The sequence below is a fragment of the Sulfitobacter sp. AS92 genome (assembly GCF_038900015.1).
In the GTDB taxonomy this organism is placed as follows: Bacteria; Pseudomonadota; Alphaproteobacteria; order Rhodobacterales; family Rhodobacteraceae; genus Sulfitobacter.
Map to the genome: position 1 here is coordinate 12,850 of NZ_JBBMQL010000015.1, position 13,363 is coordinate 26,212.

A 13,363-nucleotide genomic window follows, 5' to 3' on the forward strand; every position below is an offset into this window, starting at 1 on the left:
ATGGACATTGCTTCCCTGACCCAACTTGCGCAAACCACGCTGCGCAGCCCCCGTGCAGCGGCGCGGACGATCGCGGCCCTGCCGTTGGGGCGAGAGGTGATTTGGACATCGCTCGCCTTGGTTGCGGCGCTGAACGCGCTGGTGATCTCGGCGATGTTTTTGATCGCGCCCCCCGCCATGGCGCTCCCGACCTATTTTCAATCGCCACTTGTGCTATTTGCGCTGCTGGCCGGGTTGATGCTGCTCTATGTGTACGCGCTCTCTTGGGTCGGCAGGGCTATGGGCGGGCAGGGCGCGGTTGACCCGCTTTTGGCCGCTGTTGTGTGGCTGCAAGCGCTGCGACTCTGTGCGCAGCTGGGGATCCTTCTGCTGACCTTGGCCCTGCCACTTGTCGCGCTGCTGGCCTCTTTCGTCGTTACCTTTTGGGGTCTGTGGATCCTGCTGAATTTCGTGGCCGAACTGCTGCATTTGCCGGGGCTGTTGCACGCTGCCGCCGTGCTGGCAGGGGCCGCGCTTGGGGTCTTGCTGGGTCTTGGCCTCTTGCTGTCTTTGTTCGGGCTCACCGCCCAAGGAGTTTAAGTCATGTTCGACGTTGAAGCCGTCCGGGCGCAGTTTCCGATCCTTGGCCGCGAGGTGAATGGCAAGCCGCTAGTCTATCTCGACAATGGCGCATCGGCGCAGAAGCCACAGGTGGTGATCGATGCGATCACGCAGGCCTACGCGCAGGAATATTCTAATGTTCACCGTGGCTTGCATTACCTTTCTAATCTAGCGACCGATAAATATGAAAGCGTCCGCGGCACGGTTGCGCGCTTTCTGAATGCCGGTTCAGAAGATGAGATCGTGCTGAACACCGGTGCGACCATGGGGATCAATACCGTCGCCTATGGCTGGGCGATGCCGCGAATGCAGGCGGGTGATGAGATCGTTCTATCGGTGATGGAGCATCACGCAAATATCGTACCATGGCATTTCCTGCGTGAACGGCAGGGCGTCGTGCTGAAATGGGTCGATGTCGATGCAACCGGCGCGCTGGACCCACAGGCGGTGATTGACGCGATCGGGCCGAAGACCAAGATTGTTGCAATTTCTCATCTTTCCAATGTTTTAGGAACCAAGGTTGATGTGAAAGTCATCACCGCCGCGGCGCATGCAAAAGGCGTTCCGGTGCTGGTTGATGGCTCGCAGGGCGCTGTGCATATGCCGGTGGATGTGCAGGACATCGGGTGTGATTTTTATGCTGTCACCGGGCACAAGCTCTATGGCCCCTCGGGCTCGGGCGCGATCTACATCAAATCCGAACGTATGGCCGAAATGCGCCCCTTCATCGGTGGCGGCGATATGATCCGCGAGGTCACGAAAGACGCCGTAAGTTACAACGACCCGCCGATGATGTTCGAGGCCGGTACGCCCGGCATCGTCGCCACCATTGGCCTGGGTGTGGCTCTAGATTTCATGATGGATCTGGGGATGGAAAATATCGCCGCGCATGAAGACGATCTGCGCGACTACGCCGTCTCCCGGCTGGGTGGTTTGAACTGGCTGAACCTGCAGGGCACGACGCCCGACAAAGCGGCCATCTTCAGCTTTACTTTGGACGGTGCGGCCCATGCCCATGACATCTCAACCGTGCTCGACAAAAAGGGCGTGGCGGTGCGGGCAGGGCATCATTGCGCAGCACCTTTGATGACGCACTTGGGCGTCTCGGCCACCTGCCGCGCGTCCTTTGGCATGTATAACACCCGCGCCGAGGTCGACACATTGGTTGATGCGCTTGAATTGGCACATGATCTTTTCGCCTAAGCCCATTTTCGCCGCCCTCGCACCCTGATTTCCCATTGCAGGAGCGGCGCGCTCTGGCTATACCGCCCCTCAGTGGACCCTTAGCTCAGCTGGATAGAGCGCTGCCCTCCGAAGGCAGAGGCCAGAGGTTCGAATCCTCTAGGGTCCGCCATTTTCCTCGTTATTGTTACCCATCATTACCTCGCAGCTGAGTGTTCGGATGGTTTTCATTTTGTGCATCTGGATGGAGTGCTTAGTCTCGGGAGCGAGAGGTCGCTGGTTCGAATCCAGCTGGGTTCCCAATCCTTTATACTAACCAATCACGACCTGATTTTTGCGTTCCACCCTGGGCAACGTTTAGACCTTCAGTCGCCGGCGTAGTGGGAGTAAATGCATACAAGATCAGCGGCTGCTTGGGCAATGTCAGCCTATCATGGGCTGCGGGTGCTCGGTCAATTGCGGGGACGCTGGCTGGCTTGATATCTGGCGCGAACAAAAGTCAAATGTAATACTGTCGACGAACGCGCCACTGGGTAGATACAAAACGCCGACGACTACCGTATGCTCGTTGAGATGACAGCTTTCCGGATAGTTTATCCGGGGGTCAACTTTTCTTCATGTTGATGTTTTGAGCCAGTATCTCACCCAACCGGACGACCTCGCCAGTCAACATGTCCAAGTCGGACGGGAGGGTCCGATGATTATTTATTGCAGCGCGCAAGCAATGTCGTCCTCTTACCGTCGTGTCCGAAACCGCGGCGATGCCGGTCTCCTGCAGGCGCACCATTATCTCTGTGTTTAATTGTTTGAGGGAAGCTTCCGAAAGTCCTCCCGGATCGTATCGAAAGCAGACAATATTTATGACGCCCGGAAAACATAGCTCCAAGTTTGGTGTCGCAACAATCCGGTCGGACAGATGACGGGCGTGGGCGAGATCCTGATCGATCAGCCGCCCGAATTTCGCAAGTCCGTGTTCCTTCAGTGCCATCCAGACCTTCAGCGCCCGGAACCCGCGCGACGTTTGCAAGCCAAAGTCGTGCAGCCACGCCCCCGAGGCAATGCCCCGCGGTGCCGCCTCAAGATACTCGGGCGTGACCGTGAATGCGCCCAGATGCGCGTCTGCGTCTTTCACCAAGGCGCAGCCGACCTCAAAGGGGGCATGCAGCCACTTGTGTGGATCTATAGCGATCGAGTTGGCTCGTGCGATCCCGTTTACCATTGCGCGCCCTTTCGGTGCGATGGCCAGAAGTCCGCCGATGCAGCCGTCGACGTGCATCCAAAGACCTTCCTCGGCGCAGAGGTCGGCGATGGCTTCAAGGTCGTCAATCGCTCCAGTATTCACAGTCCCCGCTGTCGCAATCACGCAGGCAGGGTGCAGGCCGGAGGCTCGGTCTTCGGCAATGGCTGTGCGCAGGGCAGAAAGATCCATTCGGCAGTTAGCGCCGGACGGAATACGCCGCAATGCATTGTTTCCGAGCCCCATCGCTTCAACCGCGATGCGGTGGCAGGAGTGGACCTGATCCGAGCCGTAAAAGCGCATCGGTACGGAAAGAGCGCCGACACCCTCATTGCGCAGATCAATACCAGACATGACGTTGCGCGCCACAGTCAGTCCGATCAGGTTCGCCATTGAGCCGCCCGAGACCAGCGTGCCGCTTGCCTCCGCCGGATAGCCGATCATTTCTTTCATCCAGCCTACGACTTGCTTGTCGATTTCAGCCGCTGCATGATCACCGCCGCCGAGGTTCGATCCGAGAATGGCGGCGAGGAAATCGCCCATCGCCCCGGTGAAGTTGCTTGCCCCCATATACCACATCCAGAACCGCGGATGGATATTGCCCATCGGGTAGGGAAAAACCTCTGTCATCACCTGCTGGTAGACTTCGGGCAGAGGCGTGCCTGCATGAGGCACGCCCTCGTTAAACTGCCTGCGCACCTGTGGCGGCATGTCCTGCCAGACGGGGCGGGATCGGACATCTCGGATGTAATCAATGGCGTCGTCGACCATTTGATGCGCAATCGCGCGGTGCGTTTCCCAGTCAGCGGGATCAAGAGTTTCCGATGTTTTCGACATGGTTCAAAGAAACTCCCTTATGAGACCGGAAAACCCAGCAGGACTGCTCCGGCAGTAATCAGCAGGCAGGCGGAAACCAATCCGAAATAGCGCCACTGAGGGATTAGCTTTTCGATCAGCACATAGGCCGCGAGGCCACCGATCCAGGCAAGGTTCATCACGCCTCCTACGAATAGAAGTGCCATCAGTGCCCAGCAGCAGCCGAGACAATAGCCGCCGTGTTGAAGCCCCATCGAGAGGGCGCCGCGCGGCCCCGGCCGCCAATGGCCGATCACGAACTGAAGCGGCGATTGGCAGTGTTTTAGGCAGGCGTTCTTGGCGGGTGTAAGCTGATAGATCCCCGCCACCAACAGCAGCAGTCCCGCCAGCATTTGAGAATTGGCTCGCATGCCGTTGAGAAGCCCTATCTGGGTCAGTTGCCATTGCATGAGCGTGGCCAGCACGCTGAAACCGCCCCAAACTAGAATATAACCCGAAACGAAAAGGGCAGTGCTCCCCGGCCTGCTTGCCCGCTTCGCGACCGAAGAGAACAGCAGGATCATCGGCGCGGCCGAAGGTAGCATCATCGCCACCATCATCACCCATCACATAATGAACATCAGCACTGCCTGTGCGGGGGACCAGCCCGGCGTCAGTGCGGTTTCCATAGGCGTCGACATGGAGGGCATCTCCATGCCGGCGCCGGTCAACAGGTAGCCCCACGAAAGCAAGGTCACCGCTGCAAGGCCGAAGGCGACCAACACCTGATCCCGGTACAGCAACCGTTCTAATGGGCTTAACCCGCCAGCCATCTCAATGGACTGTTTCGATGATGCCGCTGTTCGACAGATGCAGCTCATTGAATTGGGCGTAGGTGTCGGTGTTGTTGGGAAGGTCGATCAGGCCGTGGGTGCGTGTCGTCCCGTTGCCCATCTCGGCGACCCGGTAGCCGAAGCCGCCGATTGTGTCGATCCGCACCCGGTGAGGATTGCCGGTCACGGGATTGAGGATCGGACGCGCCTCCAGATCAAAGACGTCGTCGACATGGACCTCTCCAGTCCGGGCTTTGATGTCGGACGTATAAGAGATCTTCTTGTAAAGGGTTTCCTCCTTGTGCGGAGACATCATTGAGAAGACCCACCACATGGTCGCCATCTCGTCGGTGTCATCGCCGCGCATGATCTTTTCCAAGGCCTCACGCTGCTCGGGCGAGGCACGTTCGTCGATGATCATCTGCATGCGTCCTTCACCCTTGTGAATGGGGCCGGGCCATTTCACGACCATGGCCATGTTCAGCCCGTCGAGCGTGACTTCTCCGTAGTGACCTTTGTCGACATGAAAGCTGAGCGCCGCTTCGCATGTGCCGTGGGTTGGCAGTGCATTGAACTGGCAAGGGCAGCCATAGGCGCAATTGCAGTTGGTCAGCTCAGAGCCGTGAATTTCCCATTGTGTCATGGTCGTTTCTCCTGATGAGGTGAAATATGATCGTTAAACTTTCCTTCAGTTTTGGGCGGAGCATTTTTACGGTTCGCGTGGTTCAACCGAAATGCAGCGTCTTCTCTGTCATTCCGCCGCGAACTGAGCACAGGGGGTGGATTGCGACAGTGCCAATTCTTCGCCGTCCATGTCGTCGGCGATACTTTCGAAGAGCGGTGTCGTCATATAGCGCTCGCCGGTGTCCGGTAGCATGCACAGGATGACCGAACCTTGCGGCGCAGCTTCGGCCACTTTGACAGCCACAGCAAAAGTTCCCCCGCCAGAAATGCCCGTCAGGATGCCTTCTTTGCTGGCCAGTTCAAGAGCCCAGGCTACCGCGTCCGCACCCGTGACCGGCAGCAGTTCATCATAGTTATTGTTTGCGAGCGCCGTTTGCAGCACCTGCGGAATGAAATCCGGTGTCCAACCTTGGATGGGATGTGGCTCAAATGCTGGGTGACTGGCGGCGGGAGCACTACCGTCCTCCCGCTCTTGCCGCCCACCACTGCCGAGAAGTTGCGCATTGGCAGGTTCGGTCAGGATGATCCGAGTGTCGGGCCGCTCGCGTCGCAAATGTGTCGAGACGCCAGCAAAGGTACCGCCCGTTCCATAGCCGGTGACGAAAACGTCAAGCCGCGACCCAGCAAAATCAGCAACAATCTCGCGCGCTGTCGTTGCCTCGTGAATGGCGGCATTGGCCGGGGTCTCGAACTGGCTGGCAAGAAACCAACCGTGCGCCTCTGCAAGTTCCACCGCCTTGCGATACATGCCAAAACCTTTCTCCGCGCGGGGCGTCAGAACGACTTTAGCGCCGAAAATTCGCATCAGCTTGCGTCGTTCGATAGAAAAACTGTCGGCCATCGTCACAACGAGAGGATAACCTTTCTGGGCGCAGACCATGGCAAGGCCGATGCCCGTATTACCGCTGGAGGCCTCGACAACCGTTTGACCGGGTTTGAGTGCTCCGGAACGTTCCGCTGCCTCAATAATACCAATCGCAAGCCTGTCCTTGACGGAAGCTCCCGGATTGAAGGCCTCCACTTTGACATAGAGCGTCACATGGGACGGACCGAGGTTGTTGATGCGAACAGTGGGCGTGTCACCAATCGTGTCGAGGATCGAGTTATATAGGTGCCTTCGCCCTTGAGTCGTCCTGATCCGCGTATCGAGGGGCATGCCTCGCTCCTTTTCCAATATGGATGTTTAAGTTTTCATGGTATCACCGATGCATCACTCCTGCGTGGGAGGCACCGTGGAAACTTCCGTGGAATCTGACCCAAACATGCGGTCGAGCGGGACTGACGCGCTCGATATTCGTCTGCTCGGAACAGTGCGCGTGACGCGTAATGGCATGTCTGTGCCCCTGCCTAAGTCGCGAAAACTACGCGCTCTGCTTGCTATCCTTGTTACAGAAGGTCAGCCTGTGGGGCGCTCGCGTTTATGCGACCTGCTTTGGGATTTGCCGAATGATCCCAGAGCCGAGCTACGTTGGCATTTAAGTAAATTGAGGAAATCTATCGACACACCGGAGCGTCCACGCATCATCACTCTCGAAGATGCTATTGGCATTGATCTTGCAGGGTGTTCCGTTGACGCGCTTGAACTGGTGGAGTTAGAAAAAGGCTTGCCGACTACGCTGCCAGAACTTTCGGTCTTTGCAGATCGGCATCGAGAGGTATTTCTTGGCGACATGGAGCTGTCTGGCACGGCTACCTCAGTCTGGCTGTCTGCTCAAAGGCGCCGCTTTTCTTCTGCATCACGCGCATTAGCAAGGGCGCTTGCGAAGGCGACCCCTTTCGATGATCCAGCGTTTCCAAGAACTGTCGAGCAATGGCTCGATCTCGCTCCGTTTGAAATTGAGGGGCATCGCCTGCTCCTTTCATATCTCATCGGGCATGGTCGGTTCGCCGAAGCTGATACGCATCTGAAGACAACTGAAGAACTTTTTTCTGACAAGGGGCTGCCATTGACTGGGCTGCGTGAAGCAGCAAAAGACGCCCGATCAATGGGCGGCGTCGTGGTGGCGGGAAGTGTTTATCCTGCCGAAGTCATTCAACCTAATGACGACGCAAACTCTACCGCTAATTTTCAGAATAGACGCTCTTCACTGGCGGTGATGCCCTTCTTCGCCGTGCAGAGTGATCAGCTATATATCGAGATGGCCGACGGATTGACGCATGATGTCATCGTCCGTTTGGCAAAGCTCAGATGTATCTCCGTTATTGCCCGTGCGTCGGTTCAAGCGCTGGCGAACCACGGACTTGATCCGGCTGAAGCAGGTATAACGCTTGGCGTCGACTATGTGGCAACTGGGACCTTACGCCAGCAATCGTCCACCTTGTGGTTCGAGCTTGAACTCGTCGAAACCTCATGCGCCAGCATTGTCTGGACAGATGTTTGCGAAATTGCCAATGCGAACCTTATGGGGGCGTTAAGCAATCTGGGCAACTGGATTGCCTCGGCACTAATGGGCGAGATAGAGCAATCCGAGCGCAATCGCGCCATTCTTCGTCCGCCGTCCTCGCTTGACGCTTGGGGGTCACATCACCGTGGCCTCTGGCACATGTATCGCTTTACGAAGCACGACAACGCACAGGCTCAGCTCTGTTTTGAACGCGCTAAGACTCTCGATCCTACATTCTCCAGGGCGTTTGCAGGGCTGTCGTTTACACACTGGCAGAGTGCCTTTCAGAACTGGTCCGACCCTGTCGTGGAGGCCAATCTCGCCTATGCAACAGCAGCACAAAGTCTCTTAGCTGACGAGAAAGATCCCGCAGCGCACTGGGCAATGGGACGTGCGCTTTGGTTGCGTAAAGAGAACGACGCGGCCGTTGTTTCATTGCGCGAGTCAGTCGACCTTAGTCCCAACTTTGCTTTGGGCCATTATTCTTTGGCGTTTGTTGAATCCCAGACCGGAGACCCCCATGCGGCAATCCGATCGTCAGATCTCTCGCGTTCGCTCAGTCCATATGACCCGCTTATGTTCGGCATCTTGGGCAGTCGTGCAATCGCCCACTTCCGGCTCAAGGAATTCGAAGAGGCTGCCGTATGGGCGAAGCGCGCGGCTGCGCGACCTAATGCGCACGTCAATATTTATGGGTTGGCAGCGATCTGTCTTTCGGTCGCAGGCAGGGTGTCAGAAGGGCGCGAGCTGACCAGCGCCATCCATGCAATGCAGGCTGGCTACGGCATCGATAACTTCTTGGCGGCTTTTCATTTTGAACCAGACCAAGCCAAACTCCTACGATCAGCAGCAGCTCAGATCTTTCTTAGCTAATTGTCTAAACCTTGATTTTACACGCTGAATTCCATGAGGGTAAACACGTCCTCTTCCGCGATAGTTTGCGACTATGGGTTCGTAAGGGGCAACACTGCTCGCAACCCATCCGTAGGAGGCAGAGACACGGTCCCACCGCAAAGCCACCCTAAAGATGAAATCGTTACGCATAAAAAAGACCCCGCGCAGCGATGCTGACGGGGTCTTTTAGAAAGCTTGAGTGGATTACCGGCGGCGGCGTCCGCCGGTGCGGCCTGCGCGGCCCCGGCCTTCGTGACCGGCTTTGGGGGCGACCTTGTTGAACTCAATCCACGCGCTGCCGTGTGGGTCACGGTCAAAGAGGAAGTTGGCGGCACGGATCGCCTCCATCTCTTTGCCCGGGCGGGGTTTGGTGGAGCCGAGGTTAAAGAGCGTCGCGAAGGTCTCATCATCCATTTCTTCGGGAAGGATGATGCCCGCAGCGGCCATCTCAGCGCGTTTTTCTGCAATTTTCACAGCATTCAGCGGTACGGCCACCGGGTTCATGATGGCGCTGGTCATACCCGCGCCCATCGCCATGGGTAGGAAGGCGTTGTTGATCCCGTGGCGGTTGGGCAGACCGAAAGAGATGTTGGAGGCACCGCAAGTGGTGTTCACGCCCAATTCCTCACGCAGGCGGCGCACAAGTGTAAAGACCTGATGGCCTGCTGTTGCCATCGCGCCGATTGGCATGACCAGCGGATCGACCACGATATCATGTGCCGGGATGCCAAAATCGGCAGCGCGTTCGACGATCTTTTTCGCGACGGCAAAGCGCACATCCGGGTCTTCGGAGATGCCGGTATCATCGTTGGAGATCGCCACCACTGGCACGTTGTATTTCTTGACCAGCGGCAGCACGAGTTCGAGCCGTTCTTCTTCGCCGGTGACAGAGTTCAACAGCGGGCGGCCTTCGCAAGCCTCAAGCCCTGCTTCGAGTGCGCCGGGCACAGAACTGTCGATACAGATCGGCGCGTCGACAGCGTTTTGCACGACCTTGATCAGTTCCGGCATCAGCATCGGCTCGACAAAGTTGTTGTCGGCATAGCGTGGGTCTTCGGCCATCTTGTTGGAAAAGACCGCGCCCGAGTTCACATCCAAAACCGTGGCCCCTGCGGCGACCTGTGCGATGGCATCGGCCTCGACCCGCGAAAAATCGCCTCGCTCTAGCTCTTGGCTTAGGATCTTGCGGCCCGTGGGGTTGATCCGCTCTCCGATCACGCAGAACGGCTCGTCAAAGCCGATCACGGCGGTCTTGGTTTTGGATTCGATGACGGTTCTGGTCATGTAAGTCTGTCCTTCAGGCTGCGTCGGCTGGCACCCCAGAGGCGCCGCCATTTTCTTGTACCCATGTGGCACTGGTCTTGATCCCGCCCAGCGGGAAAACATGCACATGGCTGATGTTGAAGTCCGGGTTCGCCGCTTTGTAAGCGGCCAATTCACTGATCACATCTGCCGGCTCATATGGCAACAGCAGCTTGGTGACATCCATCGCGCGTTTCTGCAGCACCTTTAGTGAAGGGCCGACACCGCAGGCGATGGCGAATTTAATGAGGGTTTGCAGCTTGGCAGGCCCAGCGATGCCGATATGGATGGGCAGAGTGATACCTGCGGCTTTAAGGCTGTCGGCCCATTCGATGATCGGCTGCGCCTCAAAGGCGAATTGCGTGGCGATGGCCATTTCCGCATCGGTGCGAGTCTGGAAATCGTTCTTCCACTTCATCGCCGCATCCACATTCAGGCGGCCCCCGTCAGCGTCAATGTCGCGGTTCCCCTCCGGGTGGCCCGCCACATGCAGCCGGGTAAAGCCAGCCTCATCAAACAGACCCGTCTCCAGCAGCTGCATGGAGTCGCTGAATTCCCCCACGGGAGTGGTGACACCGCCCGCCAGCAACAGCGCCTGGCGCACGTCAGCCTCACCCTGATAGCGGGCGATCCAATCGGCAAGCGTGGCGCGGTCTTTGATAATACGCGCCGGAAAATGCGGCATGACTTTAAAGCCATCGGCGTTTAGCCGCGCTGCGGTGGCGACCATATCCTCGATCGGGGTGCCGTCGATATGGGCGATATAGACACGGGTGCCTTCAGGCAGCAGAGCGCGGAAATCTTCGACCTTCTCGGCGGTGCGGGGCATCACTTCGATCGAATAATCCCTCAACAGCGCCTCAACTTCGGCCACCGGCGCCTGTGGGGCGGCGGTTTCTTTCTTGCGGAAGTTCAAAAGTGCCATGAGCGTGTCCTTGATCATAGGGCTGGCAGGCTATGCCCAGCCGTCATTGTTAATCAGTTGCTTGATCCGGTCGCGGTCGTATTCCGCATCAATCCGGGCGGCTGCGGCATCGGCAACAGCATCAGGGTCGCCTTCAACCTCAAAGGGTTCCGCCTTACGCCATTCCGCCAGATAGGCGTCGGTATCCCCGGCGCCGACCTTCATTGCAGCGCGGTCAATTGCCTGCTCAAAGCGTTCGGGCAGGGGGCGTTTGGACCCACGGCGACCTTTGCCGACGATGACCTGAGCCGGAATATCGCGCCAATAAACGATTGTAACTGCGGGCATGGGACGATTCCTCCGGTCCGGTTAAGCCTGTCTAACGAGGGTCGCGGTCAGGACAGGGCCGTTTTTCGACGAAACACGACCCATCCGCGACTTGATGGCGGTGATAGCGCATCGGGCGGTCCATCACGAGGGCTGCGCGTCCCCATTATTCTCAAGATCATTGTGAGGTGGGGGTGGGATCACGCAGAAGGAAACGCTGCGGAATTTGGCCCACGCTGCCGCGACCTCTTGCACCGGCCCTGCGCAGAGAATACCGTGGGGATAACTCGATATGAAAGGCGCGTAACCATGGCGCCACAGCGTCCCAAAGGTGCGGGTGCGCTCGATAAGGACATTCCGGCTCTGAGCCCCGCGCCAGTTCCGCCCAGATCTAATGAGCTATATGCGGCCCTTGATCTGGGTACAAATAGCTGCCGCATGTTAATCGCCCAGCCACGTGGCAGCGGTTTCCATGTGGTGGACAGTTTCTCAAAATCGGTGCAATTGGGTGCCGGTTTGGAAAAAACCGGGCGATTGTCGCGCGGATCCATGGCGCGCACCATTCAGGCATTGCGTATTTGTCAGCAGAAACTGCGGCGCAACAAGGTGCAGAACATGCGGCTTGTGGCGACCGAGGCCTGTCGTCGCGCGCATAACGGCGCGGAATTCATGCGCCGCATCCAGCGCGAGACTGGCCTTAAGCTCGACATCATCCGCCCTGAGGAAGAAGCGCAGCTTGCCGTGATCTCCTGCGCGCCTTTGGTGAGCCGGAAGACGGAAAATCTGCTGGTGGTCGATATCGGTGGCGGCTCGACCGAGTTGGTTTGGATTGATATTTCAAAAGTTCCCAAGGCCGACCGCGCGCGTTCTATCATGCGCCTGCAGGGTGGATTCAATCAGGCGAAGTCTGATGTGCCCTCGGCGCGGGTGGTGGATTGGATTAGCGTGCCCTTGGGGGTGGCGACGTTGCGTGATCAATTCTCTGACGTAGAGGATGACGCGGCCCGTTTCGCGCTGATGAGCTGGTTTTTCGAAGAGAACCTCACTGATTTTACGCCCTATCAGACGATCCAGTCGCAAAAGCGGTTTCAGATCGTCGGCACCTCGGGCACCGTGACCACCGTGGCAGCGAGCCACTTGAACCTAAAGCGCTATGACCGCACCAAGGTCGACGGGCTCAGCATGAGCAGTGCGCAGATCGACAAGGTGATCCATTCTTATATTGCCATGGGACCGGGCGGGCGCCGCGCCGATCCGCGTATCGGGCAGGACCGCGCGGCGTTAATCATGTCGGGCGCCGCAATCTTGCAGGCACTGATGCGCTGCTGGCCGACGGATCGGTTGTCAGTTGCGGATCGCGGTCTGCGCGAAGGCCTGCTATATGCACAGATGAGCGCCGATGGCGTATTAGAAGAAGGGGTCTTTTGATGACCAAGACACCGGACGGAAAGAACACCTCAGGGCGCGGTCAGCGCGACCTTAAGGTAAAGGTTAAATCCGCACGCGGGCGCAAACTTAGCTCGACCCGCTGGTTGCAGCGGCAATTGAATGATCCTTATGTCAAACGCGCGCAGGCCGAAGGCTATCGCGGGCGCGCGGCTTATAAGATTATGGAGTTGGACGATAAATTTCGGTTCCTCGTGCCCGGTGCACGGATCGTCGATCTGGGCGCGGCCCCGGGCGGCTGGTGTCAGGTGGCCGTCAAGCGCTGTAATGTGCTGGGCGAGCGGTCGGGCAAACAGGTGGGCACCATTCTTGGCGTCGACCTTCAAGAGATGGAGCCGATCGCAGGATGCGAATTGCACCAGCTTGATTTCATGGAAGACGACGCCGACCTGAAGGTCAAAGAATGGCTCGGCGGTAAGGCAGATGTGGTCATGTCCGACATGGCGGCGTCGGCGTCGGGGCATAAACAGACCGATCACTTGCGGATCATCGCGCTGTGCGAAGCGGCGGCCTACTTTGCCTTTGATGTCCTCGAAGACGGTGGCACTTTCGTGGCCAAGGTTCTGGCTGGGGGGGCTGAGGGTGAGTTGCAAAAGCTGCTAAAGATGCGCTTTACCAAGGTCGCAAACATCAAACCACCGGCCAGCCGTGCGGATTCTTCAGAGAAATTCGTTGTGGCCACAGGGTTTAAGGGCAACGAGTCCTAAGGCAATTCGGGCGTTCATAAGTGGTAAACCAATCCGCGGCTAGGGTGTAATCCTCCCGCGGTCTCTGG

At 57.8% G+C, this 13,363-nt stretch carries 13 protein-coding genes and 1 tRNA gene; 6 read left to right on the forward strand and 8 right to left on the reverse strand.

From position 1 onward, the window contains the following. The 3 genes from WNY61_RS17685 to WNY61_RS17695 all read left to right on the forward strand — a co-directional run bounded on the left by WNY61_RS17685 (position 1) and on the right by WNY61_RS17695 (position 1,954). A complete protein-coding gene (locus WNY61_RS17685; RefSeq protein ID WP_342852759.1) occupies positions 1–579 on the forward strand; it encodes a YIP1 family protein in 579 nt (192 codons plus the stop codon). A 3-nt stretch (positions 580–582) separates the two neighbouring features. Beyond that, positions 583–1,803, forward strand: a complete 1,221-nt coding sequence (locus WNY61_RS17690; RefSeq protein WP_342852760.1) for a cysteine desulfurase — start codon at positions 583–585, stop codon at positions 1,801–1,803. 74 nt (positions 1,804–1,877) lie between these two features. Next, positions 1,878–1,954 (forward strand) — tRNA-Arg (locus tag WNY61_RS17695). 432 nt (positions 1,955–2,386) lie between these two features. Here WNY61_RS17695 and WNY61_RS17700 read toward each other — a convergent pair. The 5 genes from WNY61_RS17700 to WNY61_RS17720 form a co-directional block, all read right to left on the reverse strand. Beyond that, positions 2,387–3,856, reverse strand: a complete 1,470-nt coding sequence (locus WNY61_RS17700) for a pyridoxal-dependent decarboxylase (protein WP_342852761.1) — start codon at positions 3,854–3,856, stop codon at positions 2,387–2,389. A gap of 17 nt (positions 3,857–3,873) precedes the next feature. Next, entirely contained in the window at positions 3,874–4,434 is a 561-nt protein-coding gene (locus tag WNY61_RS17705; protein WP_342852762.1) for a DUF2182 domain-containing protein, read from the reverse strand. A 6-nt stretch (positions 4,435–4,440) separates the two neighbouring features. After that, on the reverse strand, positions 4,441–4,647 hold the full coding sequence (locus WNY61_RS17710) for a hypothetical protein (RefSeq protein ID WP_342852763.1): 207 nt from the start codon (positions 4,645–4,647) through the stop codon (positions 4,441–4,443). 1 nt (position 4,648) lies between these two features. Then, complete coding sequence (locus tag WNY61_RS17715; protein ID WP_342852764.1) at positions 4,649–5,290, reverse strand: DUF1326 domain-containing protein; 642 nt, start codon at positions 5,288–5,290, stop codon at positions 4,649–4,651. Between the two features lie 108 nt (positions 5,291–5,398). Beyond that, the gene (locus WNY61_RS17720; protein ID WP_342852765.1) at positions 5,399–6,487 is read right to left on the reverse strand and encodes a pyridoxal-phosphate dependent enzyme; all 1,089 of its coding nucleotides are present in this window, start codon (positions 6,485–6,487) and stop codon (positions 5,399–5,401) included. Between the two features lie 88 nt (positions 6,488–6,575). On the opposite strand from WNY61_RS17720, the gene WNY61_RS17725 reads away from it, so the two are divergent. Continuing rightward, on the forward strand, positions 6,576–8,588 hold the full coding sequence (locus WNY61_RS17725; protein ID WP_342852766.1) for a hypothetical protein: 2,013 nt from the start codon (positions 6,576–6,578) through the stop codon (positions 8,586–8,588). A 225-nt stretch (positions 8,589–8,813) separates the two neighbouring features. Here WNY61_RS17725 and WNY61_RS17730 read toward each other — a convergent pair whose 3' ends face one another. The 3 genes from WNY61_RS17730 to WNY61_RS17740 are packed head-to-tail and all read right to left on the reverse strand — an operon-like array spanning position 8,814 to position 11,163. Next, positions 8,814–9,893 carry a methyltetrahydrofolate cobalamin methyltransferase gene (locus WNY61_RS17730; protein WP_342852767.1) on the reverse strand — a complete coding sequence of 360 codons (1,080 nt, stop codon included), beginning with the start codon at positions 9,891–9,893 and terminating at the stop codon, positions 8,814–8,816. 13 nt (positions 9,894–9,906) lie between these two features. Beyond that, positions 9,907–10,836, reverse strand: coding sequence for a methylenetetrahydrofolate reductase (locus WNY61_RS17735; protein ID WP_342852768.1), 930 nt, complete (start codon positions 10,834–10,836; stop codon positions 9,907–9,909). A 30-nt stretch (positions 10,837–10,866) separates the two neighbouring features. After that, complete coding sequence (locus WNY61_RS17740; RefSeq protein WP_342852769.1) at positions 10,867–11,163, reverse strand: virulence factor; 297 nt, start codon at positions 11,161–11,163, stop codon at positions 10,867–10,869. Between the two features lie 288 nt (positions 11,164–11,451). On the opposite strand from WNY61_RS17740, the gene WNY61_RS17745 reads away from it, so the two are divergent. Together WNY61_RS17745 and WNY61_RS17750 are read left to right on the forward strand one after the other, a co-directional pair. Beyond that, the gene (locus WNY61_RS17745; protein WP_040701136.1) at positions 11,452–12,570 is read left to right on the forward strand and encodes a Ppx/GppA phosphatase family protein; all 1,119 of its coding nucleotides are present in this window, start codon (positions 11,452–11,454) and stop codon (positions 12,568–12,570) included. Continuing rightward, a complete protein-coding gene (locus WNY61_RS17750; protein WP_342852770.1) occupies positions 12,570–13,295 on the forward strand; it encodes an RlmE family RNA methyltransferase in 726 nt (241 codons plus the stop codon). Before WNY61_RS17745 ends, WNY61_RS17750 begins: the two co-directional genes overlap by 1 nt. Positions 13,296–13,363: the final 68 nt, after the last annotated feature.